The following is a 19352-nucleotide window of genomic DNA, read 5'->3' on the forward strand; positions in this document are numbered from 1 at the left end:
ATCTTACCTATATACTTTCCAAAAGTTCTCTTATTACGTCGTATATTTTCTGTAGCTCTTCATCTTTGATAACATACGGAGGTAAAACATATACGGTATTCCCTAACGGACGTAACATCACTCCTCTTTTCAAGAAAAAATTATACAGCCGATTCCGTAAATTTCCATAACGCTCCATTTCTATTTGCAAATCAATGGCCAAGATTACTCCTTTGGTTCGAACTTCCTTTACCTTGGAATGATTTTTTATAGCGTTCTTGAAATTTTCATGGGCAGAAGCGATATACTTTCTTCTTTCTATAATCTCATCGGAATTTAGCAACTGTAAGCCTGCCAAAGCTGCCGCACACCCCAAGGGATGTGCACTATATGTATGCGAATGAAAAAAACCTTTTGAAACATCATCGCTTAAAAAGGCATCGTACACTTTTTGCGAGCAACTGGTAACGCTTAACGGAAACATACCTGCCGTTAGGGCCTTACTAAGGCATATAATATCTGGTTTGTTCTCTAAATGATCGGATGCGAAATTTTTTCCCGTTTTACCAAAACCGGTCATGACCTCATCGGCAATACAAAGAATATTTGCTTCTTGACATTTTTTAATAAGAGCATCCAACCCTTTGGCCGAATGAAATTTCATACCAGCGGCACCTTGTACCAAAGGCTCAAAAACGAAAGCCGCACATTTATTATTATCAATAATCGTATTCAATTGTGCTAGCACTTCATCTAGGTTATCTTCTTGTGGTGTGGGAATTCTTTCTACTTTGAGCAAAAAATCTTCAAAAGGACCATTGTAAGAAGAAAGTCCGGAAGCACTCATAGCCCCGAAAGTATCACCATGAAACCCTCCTTCAAAGGCAATTAATGTATCTCTTTCTTCTTTGTTATTATGATAAAATTGCAGTGCAATTTTTATTGCCGCTTCAACCGCCGTGGACCCATTGTCGTTAAAGAATATTTTAGCTTGGTTGTCGGGCAAAACATGCATGAGTTCTTCAGACAACTTAACGGCGGGCTCATGGGTGAATCCACTGAATATCACAAAATCCAATTGCTCCATTTGAGCTGTCATGGCCGATTTTATCCGTTTATTACCATGACCGTACATTGCTGTGTACCAAGATGCTATTCCGTCTATATATGAATTACCCTCTTCATCCCAGAACAAGGCTCCCTCAGCTTTCGATATTCCTATACGTGACGCAGCCGTTTTGTGCTGTGTTAAAGGATGCCATAGGTGCTTTTTATCCCTATCCGCTAGATTTTTCTCTTTCATAGAATTTATAACTCCTCAATTTATCTATCTTGCAAAGATGGGGAATAAAGTTAAACTTACGGATGAATCATAGGGACGGAAAAAAACCATCATTAAACTATGCCCATCTAAAAAACACTAGTGTGTTTTTAGTTCTGTCCTTAGTTACTTTATTCATCCGCCTTCCCTTCTTTTTCAGGGATTATATAGATAGAGACGAGAGCACCTTTATACTGCTTGGACAATCTTGGGTAGACGGCAACCTACCGTACAGCGTACTTTGGGACCTAAAACCACCTCTAACATTCGCTTTCTTTGCCCTAATTATTTCTATTTTCGGAAAAAGCTTCATTGCTATTCGCCTTTTCGGAACCATAGTAGTGATTGTCATCGCCTTCTTTACCTATAAACTCAGCTTACAGGTTACTACAAAAAAAGTATCTCTATGGGCCGCTCTATTATGTGTCGGCCTGTTAAGTTTGTTCGGCAGCGTACAAGGGGTAATGTCAGAACATATTTGTATGGCTTTCTTTATTCCTGCACTTTATTTAATCGCAACAAAAAAAAGCCCTTATTGGTTTTTTTTAATAGGGGGCTTAATGGGTATATGCCTCATGACAAAACTGAATATGGCCTACCCTGGCCTTATTTTAGGTTTATATCTATGTTTCGAATTTTTAAAAAGCAGAACGAGAACATCTCTTTGGAAAGCTTTAATTTATCTATTCGGCATACTTACCATTATCTTCCTTACAGTTCTTCCATACTATTTAAAAGGGGAATCTTTGTTATGGTGGAATTCTGTTATACGGGCCCCTCTTGAATATATAGGAGCAAGAAGATATTCGATCATAAAACTCGCTCCCGCCTTTATTTTAATCGGTGGCCTTCTATTTTTTGTTTGGAAAAAAGGAATTATTTCATTTAAAAACAAAACCATATTAATATTAGTGTTGGCCATCATTGGTGTAATGACCTCTTTTTTAAAAGGAGGTAGGATCAATGGACATTATCTAATACAGGTATACCCAATGCTGACCATTATTTTAGCCCTACTTGTAAACGATTACATTACCAAATACAAGCCAAAGATCCATAAAGTATTCATTCTTTTACTATTACTGGTGCCAGTAGAAAGTTACTTAGAGTATATTAATGTTATAAAAAACAAAGTAACCCAAGGCACTTTTTATAATGGCGAAGGGTTTAGTGTTCCTAGATATATTATAGAAAATAACCTGGAGACTAAAAATATATTTTTTCTAGGATACCATATTGGATATTGGTCCCTTGACCAACTACCCCCCTCTAAAGCAGCAACCCACCCCAGCAATATATATAGAGACGAACTATATCCTTTTTATAACACTTCTCGTAAAAATTCGATGGAAGAACTTCGTTATATCATGGAAGAGCTAAAACCTAAAACGATAGTGGTCAGAAAGAATAGACGTGTTTTCGACAAAAAGGAAATAGAAGAAAACGAATATATAGACGCTTACTTAAAAAAACACTACAAGATCGAAGCTACCGTAGAAAATGCCGAGATATTGCAGCGCTTATAAGGTCTCTAGTATATGTTTAAATTTACCGGCATACTTTGCTACCACTTCTTTATCTACTCTTGACTCATCATCGATCCTACCTATAAGTGACACTCCTGTTTTATGAAGTATAATGTTTTCTGTATGTCTATTTTCATTTCCATTAAACAAAACAGAAACATCATATCCTTTTTTTTGAAGCCATCCAATGGTTAACAATGTATGATTTATACTCCCTAAATAATGTTTTGACACCACCACTACCTTGTAATCGGGCATAATTATATCGAACATGGTATCTTCTTCGTTCAAAGGCACCAAGAGGCCTCCGGCCCCTTCGATTACCAAATGGTTTTCCGTAGCCGGTTCATTTATATGAAAACGATCTATGCGCACACCATCTATATCTGCAGCGGCATGGGGACTCATCGCGGCATTCAACTCATAACTACTCGGATGAATTACCGTTCTATCGTTAGATATAAGATTTCTTACCGTATCACTATCGGTATTATCCAAATCCCCCGATTGTATCGGTTTCCAATAATCAGCTTTTAAAGCCTCTGTTATTATGGCAGAAACCAATGTTTTGCCTACACCCGTTGAGATACCGGTAACGAAAATCTTTTGCATTATATACTTGATTTAGTGATTATTCCACAATTTAAACACTTATATTTTCTTTTTTCAAAGAAAGGAAAAAGTTTATAGAATATTCCTTTTCCATTATAATATACTTCAGATTTCGCAGCTTTACAATTAGGGCAGATTACAGGGTTGTTATCTTTATCCAAAGCATAGGCCCGTACTTCATTATAAATTTCAAGAGCCCTTTCCTTATCTTTTGAATATACTTGTAGTTTTACACCACCTATAGCATTACTGATCAACGGGTCAGAGTTCAGCGTATTTTCGTCCCTAAGAAAAACCTGAATACCCTCAGATTCTAATTTACCCTTTATAATCTGTACATCAGCAACATATTCAAAGGAAGCCAGAAGATAAAATTTTTCAGCCATATGCTTAAATATAAGTAGATAATAGTTGTAAAACGAGCCCTAATTCTTCTTTAGAATTATAACTATGTATACAGAACCTTAACCGTTCTGTTCCCTGTGGCACCGTAGGGGACAGTATAGCCTTTACATCAAAACCTTTTATGGCCAATTTATCCGATACCGATTTTACCATATCGTTACTTGGAAGAATACAAGATTGTATGGCCGAATCACTTTCAATAAAATGACTGTTCAGCTTTTTCTTTTTTACCTCTTCTTTAAAGAACCTTATATTCTCTTTTAATTGTTGTCGTTCACTATTTCCCTCATTTACCAAGAAATCATAGGCCGATACAATACTAACGGTACTATAAGGAGCAAGTGCTGTTGAATAAATAAAACTTCGGGCAAAATTAACCAAGTACTCTTTTAACCGATTTTCTCCTAAAATTGCGGCTCCGTGAACCCCCATGGCCTTACCGAACGTAACAAGTCTTGCAAAAACATGGTTCTGTAAGCCTAACTCTTGAACCAATCCTTGCCCCGTGTCCCCGAATACCCCAACGGCATGGGCCTCATCTATCACCAAACGGTATGCATTGGTTTTACAAAAGCGGACCAATTCTTTTAAGTCTGGAGAATCCCCATCCATTGAAAATACAGATTCTGTAACTACGTATATTTCAGAATCTACATGGTCGGTTTTTGATTGTAAGATGGTTGTTATTTTCTTTTTTAGATCAGTAAGATCATTATGCGAAAATTTATAACTTTTCGCATGGGTCATAAGCAGCCCATCTCTAATACTGGCGTGAATCCATTCATCATAAAAAACAAAATCTCCACGTTGGGGTACAGCTCCAAAAAAACCAATATTGGCGTCATACCCAGAATTGAAGACCAAAGCATTTTCTACATTGTGAAATTCGGCCAACATCTTTTCCAATTCGGAAAACAACGGATAATTACCTGATAAAAGACGTGATCCCGTGGCACCGTTTTGGGCTATATTTTTATTTAACAAAAGCTGAAAGGTCTTTGAAAATAGCTCCTCATTGTTTGCAAAACCCAAATAATCATTAGAAGAAAAATCGACCAATGAGGACGATTCCCCCAATTGGCGAATCGAATTTTCGTTGTACCTTTTATCCAGCTTTCGCTGTAATTTATTGGGAAAATCAGACATACTCCCAAATTTAGTTTCTATTGATCCATAAATCCAATGTATTCCTGAAATTTTCTATAAAATCTCTGTTGAAAGATGTCCGATCGTGAAATTCTAAAAAGAATTTATTATAAATAGCATTTAATATTCTAGTCTTAGAAAATATCTTTGTTTGAAATCCATATATTTAATTCCTAATTAAATAATCTTTTCGCATGAAGGCTTTCCAATATATAATAGTCCTATTTTTTTGTTCTTTTATTTCAAAGGCACAGACCAACTCATATGTTATTTCGTTTGAGAACGCTGTTCATCATGAAGCAAACATTAAAGCAAGCTTTCCGAATGTAATGTCAGATACGTTGTCTGTTCGCATGAGCAGAACCTCTCCCGGAAGGTACGCCTTGCACGAATTTGCGAAAAATGTCTACGGATTAACAGCAACGGACAGTAAAGGCAACAGACTAGAAGTATTGCGCCCAGACCCCTATCAGTGGCAGGTAACCGGCCATGACGGAACTATTAATATCGAATACACCTTGTTTGCCAACCGTGGTGGAGGCACTTACTCACAAATAGATGAAACTCATGCGCATTTAAACATTCCTGCAACTTTTTTATACGCTCCTTCCTTAAGCGATAGAAAAATCGTGATTGATTTTAAGGTCCGAAAAGATTTAAACTGGAAGGTAGCTACACAATTACCCCTGGTTTCGGGTACCACATACACCGCGCCGAACCTGTATTATTTTATGGACAGCCCGGTAGAAATAAGTGCTTTTAAGCTACGAGAATTTGAGGTAGACGGACAAACCATTCAGTTAGCCTTGCATGATCCAGGTACCGAAGAGGAGGCGGACACTTATTTCGAAAAGGTAAAAAAGGTAGTTCTGGCCGAGAAAGAGGTTTATGGAGAACTACCTAAGTTCGATTATAACAAATACATCTTTTTGGCATGTTACATGCCCAACGCATCGGGCGATGGCATGGAACATAGAAATTCTACCGTTCTGACAAGTACACGCAGTCTGGCAAAAGGAGGAATGAAACGCAACATAGGTACCGTATCGCATGAGTTTTTTCATGCTTGGAACGTAGAGCGTATACGGCCAAAATCATTGGAACCCTTCAATTTTGAAAAAGCAAACATGAGCGGTGCCCTGTGGTTCGCAGAGGGTTTCACCAGTTACTATACAAACTTGATTCTATGTAGGGCCGGTTTAATTTCACCAGAAGAATATATCGAAGGACTCACCGGTACGTTCAATTATGTTTGGAACTCCCCTGCCCGAGAATTTTTTAATCCTATAGAAATGAGCTACCAAGCTCCCTTTGTTGATGCGGCCACCTCAGTAGACCCTGTGAATAGGGAAAATACATTTATTTCCTATTATTCCTATGGTAGTGTACTAGGGTTGGCCTTGGACCTATCCCTAAGAAAAAAAGACCTTAACCTAGATGACTATATGAAGTTGGTCTGGAAAAAATATGGTAAAACCGAAAAACCTTACATCATAGAAAATCTTCAGCAAACACTATCCGAATATGCGGGCGATGACTTTTCCAATACTTTTTTCAATAACTATATTTACAAAAGTGAAATGCCCAACTACAATGAATTGTTAAATTCTGTGGGGGTCACGTTGAAACAAAATTTAGAAGCTCCTTATTTTGGAGTAAGCGTGTCTTTGGACGGTGATGGTTACGGAAAAATTAAATCGAACCCAAAAATAGGCACTCCCGCTTATATCACCGGACTTGATAAAGGAGATGTCATTACCTCCATAAACGGACAGGACTTTCCTAAGGATATCCAATTCGACGAATTTATAGCACGATTTAAACCAAATGATGTTCTTTCAATTAATTTTGAACGCTTCGGAAACGCAAAGACCACTAAAGTTAAGCTACTGTCCGATCCAAATTACACAATAGGTCTACAGGAAAAATATGGTGACACACCCTCCAAAAAACAACTTAACGATAGAAAAGATTGGTTAAAATACAAACTATAAAGACTATGTCTTAACTAGCTGTAAAGTGTATTTATATATGTAATGACCTTTTTTATATCCGACTCGTTGGACAAATTAATTTTATGATCACTAAGATATTTTTTAACAGCACCTTCGTTTTCTTTAAATAGTTTTATGAAAGATTTTTTTCTTTTAGGAAGTTCCTGAATCTTCCCATTTGGTTCAAGCTGGACAAAGAAAATATTTTCAGGGTCCGTAAAATAAGGAGGTTTTTCCACTCCATAATTTTCGGACGCATCTTTACCTTCAACAAATTTCTTTACTTGTTTCTTATACACGGATACGTTTTTTCCATTTACCACTTCTATAAAATACCCTGCCATTTTAACCCCTTCCGAATACAAGGTCTGATATACAGTTCCTGTTTCTTTCATAACAACCCCATAATCTCTTTTCTGGTTGTCCAAGGATAAAAACTTCCCTTCTTTTAATTGAACTTCTATCCGGTCATCTTTTGCGTTATACCTAACCAAAAAAGGCTTATTATCCGGATAGATTATTGCAGGTTTAAATTTATCGTTTATATAAGGGGACCCTTCCGCCTCAAGGTAAAAAGGATTTGTTTCTGGAGAGTTATCAATAAATTGCAAATTATTCTCATAGCTTCTAAAGAGATCAGGAGCATCTCTCTGAGCCATTACCATAAATGAATAACCTAAAATAAAAACTAAAAAAACAACCTTCTTCATATCAAAATAATTAAATGCATCCTAAATTAAATAGAAACACTTTAACCTCAAAATAATATCTTTAGCCTGTTTCTTTCTCTTGGCCAGGTTCTTAATATTAAATTTAAATACATTGCTTTCTATACTACTCTTTTCAAACTTAACCTATAAAATACTTTATTAATATAATACATGCATTCAAATCAAAGAAGACAAAAGATAAATTTTAATAATAAAAAAGCCGCACTGTAAAAATGCGGCTTTTTCTAATATTTCTAATATTGACTAATCTGCCAATACGATTACTTTGTTATCCTTAAGTTCTACCGTACCACTAGAAATCTCCAATACGGTGTTTCCACTTTGATCTTTAGTGAATTTAGAAGCATAATCCTCATCTATTGCAATATTGCCTTCCACCTTCACCTTGCCCTCTTGCAGCAAAGAAACAATAGGTGCGTGATTATGTAACATTTGAAACTCACCATTGATACCAGGTACAGTGACTGATGTTACTTCTCCAGAAAATAAAGTAGCCTCAGGCGATACAATTTCTAAATACATTTTTTTAGTATTAAGTAGTTAGTATAAAGTTTATAGCACTTTGCACTAAAATTATGCTTCAGCCAACATTTTCTCTCCAGCCTCGATAGCTTCTTCGATAGTACCTTTAAGGTTAAAAGCAGATTCTGGCAAGTGATCTAACTCACCATCCATAATCATATTGAATCCTTTAATAGTTTCCTTAATATCTACCAATACACCGGGAATACCAGTAAATTGCTCTGCAACGTGGAAAGGCTGTGACAAGAAACGTTGTACACGTCTTGCTCTACCAACCGCCAATTTATCTTCTTCGGACAATTCTTCCATACCTAAGATGGCAATAATATCCTGTAATTCCTTATAACGTTGTAACAACTCTTTTACTCGCTGTGCACAAGCATAATGATCAGCCCCTAAAATTTCAGGGGTCAAGATCCTAGACGTAGAATCTAATGGGTCAACCGCTGGATAAATACCTAACTCAGCGATTTTACGAGAAAGTACGGTAGTTGCATCCAAGTGGGCAAATGTTGTCGCTGGTGCTGGATCCGTTAAATCATCCGCAGGTACATATACTGCCTGTACTGAAGTAATAGAACCTCTTTTTGTAGATGTAATACGTTCTTGCATAGCACCCATCTCTGTAGCCAAGGTAGGTTGGTAACCAACCGCAGAAGGCATACGACCTAACAATGCGGACACCTCTGAACCTGCTTGTGTAAAACGGAATATATTATCTACGAAAAATAGTACGTCTTTACCTTGCCCTTCACCAGCACCGTCACGGAAGTATTCCGCAATGGTCAACCCAGAAAGCGCCACACGCGCACGTGCCCCAGGTGGTTCGTTCATTTGTCCAAAAACGAAGGTCGCTTTTGAATCTTTCATGGCTTTTTTATCCACTTTAGACAAATCCCATCCGCCTTCTTCCATAGAATGGATGAAATCGTCACCATATTTAATAATGCCAGATTCCAACATTTCGCGAAGCAAATCGTTTCCTTCACGTGTTCTTTCACCTACACCTGCAAATACCGAAAGACCACCGTGACCTTTGGCTATGTTATTGATCAACTCTTGTATCAATACGGTTTTACCAACACCGGCACCACCAAATAATCCAATCTTACCTCCTTTTGCATAAGGCTCTATCAAATCTATAACCTTAATACCTGTAAAAAGTACTTCGGTAGAAGTGGATAAATCTTCGAATTTTGGAGCTTCTCTGTGAATAGGCAAACCATCTTTACCTGCCTTTGGCAAATTACCAAGACCATCGATAGCATCCCCGATTACGTTAAAAAGACGACCATACACATCATCACCTACAGGCATTTGTATTGCGGCACCGGTAGCAACTACTTCGGTACCCCTGCTCAATCCATCGGTCGAATCCATAGAAATGGTTCGAACAGTGTTTTCACCAACATGTGATTGTACTTCCAAAACCAATTTTGATTGATCCTTATTGGTTATTTCCAATGAGTCATAGATTTTTGGAAGACTATCTCCTGACTGAAATTCTACATCAACCACTGGTCCAATGATTTGCGAAACTTTACCTGTAACTTTTGACATTACTATTTTGTTTATATATTACTTTTAAAATATCTTAAAAAATGCTCTGATTTTCAGGCTGCAAAGATATACCTTTCCGTTTTAAACAAAAATTGTTTTTTAGGGTTTTTTAAAAAACAAAAAAGATGCACAGAATGCACCTTTTTTGTTTTTTCCATATTATGGTTTTTATTGTAATGTCGGAGAATAGTTTGTAGGATAGTCCCCTACATTTACAAAATTCCCAGACGCCTCAAAATTAGATCCATAGGTAGCATCTATTGCCTTCATAAATTCGTTCGCAATAAGAGCGTATCCTCTTGCGGTCGGGTGAACGCCATCCAAAGAAAAAGCACTTCCAGTAACAAGATTGGCGGTCAATGTAAATTCACCACTTGTTATACCCCCATTGGCTAATTGATCCATTAATGCATTGGCATCAACTAAGGCCAAGCCAGCTTGACTGGCGGTAGAGGCTATAATTGAATTAAAGCTGGCCGTTGCATTGGCTATTTCTTCTTGCTCACTCGGTATAAGCACCCATTTATCGGCCAAGGGCAAGGTAATGCCTTCCACAGAAAACTGCCCTGCCAATTCTTGCGAGAGTCCTTGTCCCATTAAAGCAGCTACAGATTCAGTATTTACAGTACCTATTATGGACGAACTGGACAATACAAACAAATCATCTTCTGTTGCCTCTCTCGTTTGTCCGTATGTATTACCTAATAAAGTTGCTACTAATGGAGCTGCTTCGGCAGGCAACCCAAAAGTTTGTACAAACGCGGGAAAAGTAGGGCTAGCATTTAACACTCCCGTTATTTGAGCGGATAAATCCGTTAAAGTTTCATCCCTTATAACAACCTCACTGGCCGCAGTCTCTGAAAATTCTATTTTCCGTTCAGGAGCCCCCAAAAAGTCGTATACCTGATTTAATTGTCCAAAAATTCCGTTTAATGTGGGAATTAATGAACCAAAAGATTCATTTGTAGGATCTAATGGATTATGAGGAACTGTAGTAAAATGTGGAATACTTGTCACATTCGGAATATTGGCGACCACCCCTTTTGCCCCTCCACTAGTGAGTGTTGCGATCAATGCTCCATACGTACCATCGAACCCAACACCTGGAGCACCCGAAACCGGGGTGATAGGGTCAGAACCATCTCCTCCAGATAATGCATACCCCAAAACATCATTATTACCGATCCACAAAGAAAAGAATGTCGGAGACTGCGCCATGGCCGATTCCAAAACACTTATATCGGGTGTTGTACCGGTCATTCTAACGAAATACGGATTTGCAAGTCCTAAACTTAGGTTTGCAAGATTTCCATATCCCGGAGCCAACAAATGAAAACTTTTTGCCCCAGGTACCCCAAGGTTATTAAAAGGCCCTGTGGGATTATTCAAAGCAATATCGGTAGTTACCGTAACAGGCCCTATAACAGTTTCTAAAGGTACCGGACCAGCTCCTCCAAACACAAGCCTTGGGTCAAAACCAGGTATTCTATCGCCCGCAACCGCAAGCCCACCAAAATTATCGTTCATTAGTGGTTGTGTAAAATTACCTCCCCCTGCCAATGCAAATTTTTGCGATAGTAGGTTGGGCAATGAATTTATTTGACCGGCTTGAAACAATGCTCCATCGGTATAACCAGCGGTCAATGAATTTCCTATGGAAACATATGTGGAAAAGTCAGCGGAACCCGTTGTTAGCTCTGGAAGCTCTTCCACTATAACTTCTTCGACAAGATCTACATCCTCTTCATCGTTACAGGCAAAAAAACAGAAAGCAGCGAAAAAGAGAACTATATATTTTATTTTTTTCATTTTAAAGCTAGATTAAATTTTCAATTAGTTATTTATGGTCCATGATAAATAGTACATTGACCCAATAAATCCAGTACCGAATGCGGTATAGTACTCATCTCCCAATAAATTACTACCTCCTAGTTTAAAGGTAGATTTGATACTTGGTACAGAATAATTAATTTGGGCGTCAACAACGTGAAACTCAGGAATTACCCCGTTACCAAAAGTAGCCTCCCAATAATAATCATCACTAAACCTATAATTTATATTGAAACCGAAATTTTTGAAAAGTTCCTCATTTCCAAAAGATGCTTTGAACTGATGTTCTGGAGTATTGAACTGTACCTGAAAATCTGGATTCGCAGCTCTGTCAAAATCCAATTTTGTAAACGTATAGCTACCTCCTAAATCAAAATTGCCCAACACTTTAGCCCTTAACCCAATAGAAGCTCCATAAGAATTTATGTCCGCATCAGAATTTGTATAGGCCTGATAGACTTTATAATCACCATTGGCTATTGCCGCCAATGAAAGAGATCCGTCACCTACTGTTCCATATAAGGGCGCCACCACATTTTCAGGTGACTGAAAACCATCATACATATTATAATATGTACTAAAATCTATTATCAACTTATCTACCTTACCACGATATCCTATTTCAAAAGAAGTAACCTGTTCAGGCTCTACTAAGCCTGGGTTTCCTATCTCTAGATCTGCAGGATTTTCTGTTTCGGCAAAACGTTGTACTGATTCTGCTGAATATGAATTTGTGTAAGCCGCTCTACCTGTTTGCGTAATACTTTCTGGTTGCCCCAATAACTGACCGCCACCACTCACATTATACTCTCTGGAGTAACGATCTAAATTATCTGGTGCGGCACCTACCAAAATAGCACTACCGGCATCCAATCCAATAAATAAATCTTGAGTGGTAGGGTTTCTAAAACCTGTTTGTACGGAAGCCCTTATGTTATGATCTCTGTTAATGGTATAACCTGCGGATACTCTTGGAGAAAAGAAACCATCAAAAAAATCTTGCTTATCATAACGTATAGACCCCGTAAGCTTGATATTTTGATCTCCTTTAAGGTCTATCTTCTTTTGCACTTGTGTGTACAAGCCATATTCAGAGTAATCGATAGCACTATCAAAATCGGTATATATAGTACCAAAAGAATTTAACTTATATTGTCTATAAGAACCTCCTACCTGTATTTCTGCCCAATCTATCAGTTTACTAAAATTATAGTTGGCATCTGCATGATAATATTTGGAAGCATCTCTAAATTGAGACCCTTCAGAAAGGTCAGGATTCTTAATTACACGCTCGAAAGCAGATTTAAACTCTGGCGAACCCGGCTCATACCTACCAGATTCTGCCTGTGCCCTTGCGGCAGCATGCGCCTCCTCATCTGTAGCACCAGCCAGTGTGGCCTGTACATATGTTCCAGTATACTCACCGAACCAAGTACTATCATCTTTCCAGCTCCTATTGATATTAATTCCGGTAAATACCATATCATATGAATCACCCGCCTTATCGGCAACCAAATATCCTCTTACAAAAAAGTTGTCATCCCTAATCTCCAACTTATGCTGTTCTTGAAAGAAGTTGGCTATATTATATCTGTTGGTTCCTTGATAAATAGTATTTCCGGTACCTATCTTACCTACATAAGAAAACTCTAGGTTACTACCCTCTATAGGCCTATAATAAAGGCCCCAATCAGATTTAATACTTCTTGCCGTATAGTTGGTAAGATCCCTTTCGTTATACCCTGTTCTACTAACATTAACAGATGGCACCAAAGCATTCGCACCTGCAGGCAATATGCCCATACCTTCTAGAGTAAGGGCTACATCTTTGATATTTGTAACCACTTCGTCTCCATATACATTAATACCGTTATAGTCTAAATCTGCCCTAGTTTTAGTTGGATCAAATTTATCCACCTCACTGGTAGCCGCCCAATCGGTACCATCTAAATAACCAAAGTTCCATTTTATAGCAAATTTATCACTAAACTTATGAGCTGTTCTTATACCGATATCCGTATAAGAATTGGTTCCTGCAGCTTCTTGAGAAGTAACTCCTTGCTTTACCGAAACACTTATACCTTGATAGTCAAACGGGCTTTTACTTCGCATAAATAAAATACCATTAAAGGCATTTGCGCCGTAAAGGGCCGAAGATGCCCCCGGTAATAATTCTACACTGAGCACATCTGGCTCCACCAGACCTACCAAATTACCTATTGGAAAGTTCAATGCAGGAGTGGAATTATCCATTCCGTCCACCAATTGCATGAACCTAGTATTCGCGAACGTCGCAAAACCTCTGGTGTTTACCGATTTAAAAGTTAAACTGTTGGTATTTACGTCTACTCCTTTTAAATTTTCCAGTCCACCATAAAAATCGGCAGAAGCCGTGTTTTTTATGTCTGAAAGACCTACTCTTTCCACTGTTACCGGTGATTCAAAAATTCTTTCGGGTGTTCTCGAAGCTGATATTACAACTTCATCTAGAAAGGTCTCGGACTCTGCCAGCACTACCGTAATGGTCTGATTATTGGAAGTGATGTTTTCTATACCATCTGTATAACCAATACTGGTAATACTCAACTGAAAAGGGGGCTCTTCAGATGTTTGCAACACAAAATTACCATCAAAATCTGTAGTTGTGCCTATTGCCTTGCCTACAATTACAATATTCGCTCCGGGAATGGGTTCGTTGTTTTGGTCAACAACATGTCCATTAATCGTAGTTTGAGAAAAACCTGCGGTCCCGAACAAAATCAATGTTATTAATAATAATGTTCTCATTCTAAGTTTAAGTTAAAGTTTGTCTGGTCTCAAGTTACAGATAATTTTTATTCAAAAATAGTAATTTGAAAAAAATTATGCATGCATAGTATTATTATGACAATAATAAAGAAAAAAATCAACTATATCCTCAAAAGACATCAATAAAAAAAGGGAGTACCTTTTAAAGTACCCCCTTTCTACATATACATTGAATTTCTCTTTATTCTACCGTAACCGATTTTGCAAGGTTTCTTGGCTGATCTACATTACAACCTCTCATTACGGCAATATGATACGATAACAACTGTAGGGGAATTGTAGTCAACAAAGGTGTTAAACTCTCTAAGGTTTCAGGAACCTCTATTACATGATCCGCCAATTCGGTCACTTGTTCGTCACCCTCTGTTACAATAGCGATAATCTTCCCTTTTCTAGATTTTATCTCTTGTATGTTACTGACTACCTTTTCATAATGTCCTTTTTTTGTAGCTATTACAAAGACGGGCATCTGATCGTCGATCAAGGCAATCGGGCCATGCTTCATCTCAGCCGCAGGATAACCCTCGGCATGTATATAACTGATCTCTTTTAACTTTAAAGCCCCTTCCAATGCAACAGGAAAGTTATACCCTCTACCTAAATACAAACAATTTGTAGATTCTTTATAAACATCGGAAATGATCTCAATTAACGGATTAGACTCCAAAGCTTTCTCTACTTTATTGGGTATAGTCTCTAATTCCGTTAAAAACTCATGGAACTGTGTTTGCGAAAAAGTACCTTTTTCTTTGGCCAGTTTCAATGCCAACAACGTTAAAACGGTAATTTGGGTTGTAAAGGCCTTGGTAGATGCTACCCCAATTTCCGGACCGGCATGCGTATACGCACCCGCATCCGACTCTCTTGCTATTGAAGAACCTACTACATTGCAAACCCCAAAAACAAAAGCTCCTTTCTCTTTGGCAAGTTTAATGGCCGCTAAAGTATCGGCCGTTTCCCCCGATTGAGAAATTGCTATTAAAACATCCTTATCCGTTATTACCGGATTTCTATATCTAAACTCAGAAGCATATTCGACCTCTACAGGTATTCTGGCTAAATCTTCGAATATATATTCCGCCACAAGACCTGCATGCCAAGAGGTTCCACAGGCAACTATGATAATTCTATTGGCATTCATGAATTTTTCCAAATTCTGATCAATACCAGCCATTCGAATCAATCCTTGTTCAGCCAAAAGTCTTCCTCTGTAGGTATCTTTTATTGCCCTGGGTTGTTCATATATCTCCTTTAACATAAAGTGGTCATACCCCCCTTTTTCTATCTCCTCAAGATTCATTTGCAATTCCATAATTCTTGGATATGCAACGGCATCATTCTTTATTTTTCTAAGTTTTATCTCTTTTCCAAGTCGAACAATGGCCATTTCCTCATCTTCAAGATATACGGCATTGTTGGTGAATTCTATAAAAGGTGATGCATCGGAGGCAATAAAAAATTCATCCTCTCCTATTCCGATCGCCAACGGACTACCTAATTTGGCAACAACTATCTCGTCTGGCTTATTTCTATCGAAAACTGCTATCGCATATGCACCTACTACCTGATTCAAAGCTATTTGAACCGCCTGTCCCAACTTTACATCTTCGGTCTTTTTAACCTCTTCTATAAGGTTCACCAATACCTCGGTATCGGTATCGGAGGTAAACGTATACCCCCTTTTTATCAATTCTTTCTTGATGGACTCATAATTTTCTATGATTCCATTATGGATAATCACTAAATCTCCGGAGTTAGAATAATGCGGATGAGAATTTACATCATTAGGTATACCATGCGTGGCCCATCTTGTGTGCCCTATTCCGATTTTACCTTCCTGAGATATACTTTTGGACTTATTTTTTAAATCTTCTACCTTACCCTTTGTCTTGGCCAGATTAATATCAGTTCCATCAAACAAAGCAATACCGGCACTATCGTATCCACGATACTCCAGTCGTTGTAATCCTTTTATTATAATAGGAAAAGCGTCTCTATGACCGATGTAACCTACAATTCCACACATATTATATTGTTATTTAGGGTATTATATTAATAATTAAAGTGTAAAAATAGACTAATATCCAATAACTATACACTTCTTTGGATGTAGAACGTATAAAATCCTTGAATTGTATAAACAATAAGAAAAATGATATTACAATCTGATATAATTAGTCGGTTTTGGTATAACTGATTTCCAATCTTAACCTTTTGTCATAATTGGGATCGCCCTCAGGAATATTACTACCATACAAAACAGTGCCAAGAGGAGTAATGGTAGAAGCTGTAGGAATATCTTTTTCCCCTTCGGTCAACATGGCATTTGCAACACTTATATTTTGAATGTCAGAAGTCAATGTCAATCCTAATGTGCTATTGATAGAATCTCTAACGATCATATTATTTATATGTTCCGTAACTCTAACAGTATACTTAACGCCCCTGTCCGATTCTTTTTCTATAACGCCTCCATAATTCAAGAACAACCCATATAGAGTATCGTCAGAGCTCTGCTCCGTATCTACATTGAACAATTGTTCATTTGTTTCGGCATTATATAAATATAGCCTAGGCGGCTCAGCAACACCTTCAGACATACCTGGATAATCACGATCAATGTAAAACACCAATTCGGCTTCATTGATAATCCAGTTTTCAGCCCTTATTTGTTCTATTATATCTTCTCCGTTATCAGTTTCGAAAAGATTTATATTCGCGGTAATACCAGCTCCTCCTTTTAAATAAATTCTAGAAGCATTCTCGTCGCTGTCCAAAGATTGTGCAACATCTACGGGATAAGCTTCGTTAATAAACGTATTCACCGCATTTCCGGTATAACCCGTTGTACTCGAACCTGTCAACAAGTTCAAAACAAATCCCCCTTCTTCCTCCTCTACCACACTATCGGTACTATTATAGGATTGATAGGTATATGAAATTGTAATATTTGCCCGTGTCAAATCTAAAAGAAGCATTAAATCCTCACTGCTTACCGACTCCAATGATAAATGGATACCCCGCATAAATTCGGTAAAATTGGCATTACTTAAAAGTTCGGAACTACCTTCTTTGTCCAAAATATTTTCTTGAAAAAATGCTGCATCCAAAGGAACCCTTATGCCCGGCGCCAACTTACTAAAAGTTAAAGATTCATCTATATCCTCAGTTGTATCGTCATCTTCGTTCGGAATCAATATTTCTTTATTATCAATGGTGACATTTCCATCTACGTCAGAATCGAACAAGACATCCGAAACAAATGACGGGGAAAATTCTTGTGAAGAAAAATACTGTTGTGCTTCTTGAAAATTGGTATTTGGATCTAAATCCCTAAGATAATAGGTGGAACGTTCTACTTTAAGTTTAAAAGCAGTAGCTTCTCCATTTAGCTCATCGTAATTTTTACCATTTACATAAATACTGTCCAAATCTACCTGATTGGCATAGTTATTCTGAACAATGGTAGCATCATTGGCATCGTTTACCCCGTCACCATCTGCATCTACACTATTGGAATCCAATGGGTCGGTACCTGCCGCGGCTTCCAGATAATTCGCAACACCATCATTATCACTATCATTTGTAGGGTCTTCTGGAGCTGAGTCGAACTTATCTTCGACACCATCCGCATCTGTATCCCTAGTTCCACTTTTTAACAAATAGGGGATATAAAGATAAACCTCTTTTACGGTTTCGTTTTCGTTTATGGTACTCTCACTATCATCGGTACCGGCACCGTCTTCCACACTTTGTTTTAACTTCCCAAAAGTAGGGTTGGCGGTAGACAATCTTACCTGCGAGGTAATTGAAGCTTCTGTTTTTCCGTACACTGGATCATTAAAGGTACCCAACTGATAAACTGGGAGCTTATTGGTTCTAACAGCCTCAACGTTCTTGTTATAAGCATACACGTCGTATACTTTTTTTCCGGTACTGAAAGTGTTTCCTTTTACAACACCAGAACCAACAGTGGTCAGATCCTCTTCACAAGAAGAAAAAAAAACAAACATAAAAACTAAACCCAGTATAGTGGGAAAAGTGCCTCTTTTAAAAATACTCATTCAGTTTATTTTAAAACTTCTGTGTTATAAAAATTAGCATATGCTTCTTCGAATTCTTGTACGGGAACATATGGTAACACTGGTTTTTGAAGGTTGGAAATATGGGTCGTAATTTCTTCCGGAATTTCTTCCGAAGCTAAAATAATGGCATCCGAATAATCCACAGCTACTTTTAACAAATTATTATAGGTAGGATGTGCCAACGATGCTATTTCTTCTTCGGGTATTCCATCAAAAGCTATTCTTTTGATCATATCCTTGTCCAACTCACCGTCAAAAGTTTTTCCATAAACGGATAAAACAATTTTACTATCGGCAAAAAGAGGTTCGTCCGCAAAATATTTTTTCAAATACAAGGGCAATAAACTGGCCATCCACCCATGAACATGGATTATATCTGGCGACCAATTCAATTTTTTCACTGTCTCCATAACTCCTTTCGCAAAGAATATGGCCCTTTGATCGTTATCTGGAAACAACTCACCGTTTTTATCGGTAAAAGTTGCCTTTCTCTTAAAATATTCTTCGTTGTCAATAAAATACACCTGTATACGCTCCCTCGGAATAGAGGCTACCTTTATAATCAAGGGCATATCCATATCGTTGATTACAAGGTTCATGCCCGATAACCTAATTACTTCATGCAATTGATGCCTTCTTTCATTAATGTTACCATAACGAGGCATAAAAATCCTGATTTGCCCTCCATTGCTATTAACCATTCTAGGGGCTTCATAGGACATATGTGAAACTTCATTTTCGGGGAGGTATGGAACTAATTCAGAAGATACAAACAATACCTTTTTACCATTCATAAAAGCTGTTTTTTATTTTTCGCAGAAACGCAGGTGCAA

General features: G+C 37.7%; 14 protein-coding genes. 2 read left to right on the plus strand and 12 right to left on the minus strand.

Annotation, left to right across the window (positions count from 1 at the left end; translation table 11 throughout):
- Positions 1–7 precede the first annotated feature (7 nt).
- Entirely contained in the window at positions 8–1282 is a 1275-nt protein-coding gene (bioA, locus tag J8L85_RS01575) for an adenosylmethionine--8-amino-7-oxononanoate transaminase (RefSeq protein ID WP_211013947.1), read from the minus strand.
- Between the two features lie 62 nt (positions 1283–1344).
- Here bioA and J8L85_RS01580 point away from each other — a divergent pair, with 62 nt between their 5' ends.
- Positions 1345–2826: a glycosyltransferase family 39 protein gene (locus J8L85_RS01580; protein WP_211013948.1), complete on the plus strand. Its 1482-nt coding sequence runs from the start codon at positions 1345–1347 to the stop codon at positions 2824–2826.
- Here the strand turns inward: J8L85_RS01580 and bioD are convergent.
- From bioD to J8L85_RS01595, 3 genes are read right to left on the minus strand one after another with little or no spacing between them, the layout of a single operon-like run.
- Positions 2821–3438 (minus strand): dethiobiotin synthase, encoded by a 618-nt coding sequence (gene bioD / locus J8L85_RS01585; RefSeq protein WP_211013949.1) that lies wholly within the window; start codon positions 3436–3438, stop codon positions 2821–2823. The genes J8L85_RS01580 and bioD overlap by 6 nt on opposite strands.
- A complete protein-coding gene (locus tag J8L85_RS01590; protein ID WP_211013950.1) occupies positions 3438–3824 on the minus strand; it encodes a DUF2007 domain-containing protein in 387 nt (128 codons plus the stop codon). The genes bioD and J8L85_RS01590 overlap by 1 nt, the downstream gene beginning before the upstream one ends.
- Positions 3825–3828: 4 nt before the next feature.
- Positions 3829–4989, minus strand: a complete 1161-nt coding sequence (locus J8L85_RS01595) for an aminotransferase class I/II-fold pyridoxal phosphate-dependent enzyme (RefSeq protein ID WP_211013951.1) — start codon at positions 4987–4989, stop codon at positions 3829–3831.
- A 194-nt stretch (positions 4990–5183) separates the two neighbouring features.
- Here J8L85_RS01595 and J8L85_RS01600 point away from each other — a divergent pair, with 194 nt between their 5' ends.
- On the plus strand, positions 5184–6983 hold the full coding sequence (locus tag J8L85_RS01600; protein WP_211013952.1) for a PDZ domain-containing protein: 1800 nt from the start codon (positions 5184–5186) through the stop codon (positions 6981–6983).
- A 14-nt stretch (positions 6984–6997) separates the two neighbouring features.
- Here J8L85_RS01600 and J8L85_RS01605 read toward each other — a convergent pair whose 3' ends face one another.
- From J8L85_RS01605 to J8L85_RS01640, 8 genes are all read right to left on the minus strand, one after another.
- On the minus strand, positions 6998–7693 hold the full coding sequence (locus J8L85_RS01605; protein WP_211013953.1) for a hypothetical protein: 696 nt from the start codon (positions 7691–7693) through the stop codon (positions 6998–7000).
- A 264-nt stretch (positions 7694–7957) separates the two neighbouring features.
- On the minus strand, positions 7958–8236 hold the full coding sequence (locus J8L85_RS01610) for a F0F1 ATP synthase subunit epsilon (RefSeq protein WP_047247129.1): 279 nt from the start codon (positions 8234–8236) through the stop codon (positions 7958–7960).
- A gap of 51 nt (positions 8237–8287) precedes the next feature.
- Positions 8288–9796 (minus strand): F0F1 ATP synthase subunit beta, encoded by a 1509-nt coding sequence (gene atpD / locus J8L85_RS01615; RefSeq protein WP_211013954.1) that lies wholly within the window; start codon positions 9794–9796, stop codon positions 8288–8290.
- 168 nt (positions 9797–9964) lie between these two features.
- Positions 9965–11605 carry an SGNH/GDSL hydrolase family protein gene (locus J8L85_RS01620; RefSeq protein WP_211013955.1) on the minus strand — a complete coding sequence of 547 codons (1641 nt, stop codon included), beginning with the start codon at positions 11603–11605 and terminating at the stop codon, positions 9965–9967.
- Between the two features lie 24 nt (positions 11606–11629).
- Positions 11630–14413 carry a TonB-dependent receptor gene (locus tag J8L85_RS01625; RefSeq protein WP_211013956.1) on the minus strand — a complete coding sequence of 928 codons (2784 nt, stop codon included), beginning with the start codon at positions 14411–14413 and terminating at the stop codon, positions 11630–11632.
- Between the two features lie 202 nt (positions 14414–14615).
- On the minus strand, positions 14616–16460 hold the full coding sequence (glmS, locus tag J8L85_RS01630) for a glutamine--fructose-6-phosphate transaminase (isomerizing) (RefSeq protein ID WP_211013957.1): 1845 nt from the start codon (positions 16458–16460) through the stop codon (positions 14616–14618).
- Between the two features lie 148 nt (positions 16461–16608).
- A complete protein-coding gene (locus tag J8L85_RS01635) occupies positions 16609–18498 on the minus strand; it encodes a DUF4270 family protein (protein ID WP_211013958.1) in 1890 nt (629 codons plus the stop codon).
- A 5-nt stretch (positions 18499–18503) separates the two neighbouring features.
- On the minus strand, positions 18504–19313 hold the full coding sequence (locus J8L85_RS01640; RefSeq protein ID WP_211013959.1) for a glycogen/starch synthase: 810 nt from the start codon (positions 19311–19313) through the stop codon (positions 18504–18506).
- Positions 19314–19352: the final 39 nt, after the last annotated feature.

Origin of the sequence: Maribacter sp. MMG018, assembly GCF_018100785.1 — a bacterium.
Classification (GTDB): domain Bacteria; phylum Bacteroidota; class Bacteroidia; order Flavobacteriales; family Flavobacteriaceae; genus Maribacter.

What these genes read in the sequence shown, in the direction of transcription:
- bioD (WP_211013949.1), bottom strand. Translation starts at nt 3,438, where the DNA reads ATGCAAAAGATTTTCGTTACCGGTATCTCAACGGGTGTAGGCAAAACA.
- J8L85_RS01580 (WP_211013948.1), top strand. Translation starts at nt 1,345, where the DNA reads ATGAATCATAGGGACGGAAAAAAACCATCATTAAACTATGCCCATCTA.
- glmS (WP_211013957.1), bottom strand. Translation starts at nt 16,460, where the DNA reads ATGTGTGGAATTGTAGGTTACATCGGTCATAGAGACGCTTTTCCTATT.
- J8L85_RS01625 (WP_211013956.1), bottom strand. Translation starts at nt 14,413, where the DNA reads ATGAGAACATTATTATTAATAACATTGATTTTGTTCGGGACCGCAGGT.
- J8L85_RS01640 (WP_211013959.1), bottom strand. Translation starts at nt 19,313, where the DNA reads ATGAATGGTAAAAAGGTATTGTTTGTATCTTCTGAATTAGTTCCATAC.
- J8L85_RS01635 (WP_211013958.1), bottom strand. Translation starts at nt 18,498, where the DNA reads ATGAGTATTTTTAAAAGAGGCACTTTTCCCACTATACTGGGTTTAGTT.
- J8L85_RS01600 (WP_211013952.1), top strand. Translation starts at nt 5,184, where the DNA reads ATGAAGGCTTTCCAATATATAATAGTCCTATTTTTTTGTTCTTTTATT.
- atpD (WP_211013954.1), bottom strand. Translation starts at nt 9,796, where the DNA reads ATGTCAAAAGTTACAGGTAAAGTTTCGCAAATCATTGGACCAGTGGTT.
- J8L85_RS01605 (WP_211013953.1), bottom strand. Translation starts at nt 7,693, where the DNA reads ATGAAGAAGGTTGTTTTTTTAGTTTTTATTTTAGGTTATTCATTTATG.
- J8L85_RS01590 (WP_211013950.1), bottom strand. Translation starts at nt 3,824, where the DNA reads ATGGCTGAAAAATTTTATCTTCTGGCTTCCTTTGAATATGTTGCTGAT.
- J8L85_RS01595 (WP_211013951.1), bottom strand. Translation starts at nt 4,989, where the DNA reads ATGTCTGATTTTCCCAATAAATTACAGCGAAAGCTGGATAAAAGGTAC.
- J8L85_RS01610 (WP_047247129.1), bottom strand. Translation starts at nt 8,236, where the DNA reads ATGTATTTAGAAATTGTATCGCCTGAGGCTACTTTATTTTCTGGAGAA.
- bioA (WP_211013947.1), bottom strand. Translation starts at nt 1,282, where the DNA reads ATGAAAGAGAAAAATCTAGCGGATAGGGATAAAAAGCACCTATGGCAT.
- J8L85_RS01620 (WP_211013955.1), bottom strand. Translation starts at nt 11,605, where the DNA reads ATGAAAAAAATAAAATATATAGTTCTCTTTTTCGCTGCTTTCTGTTTT.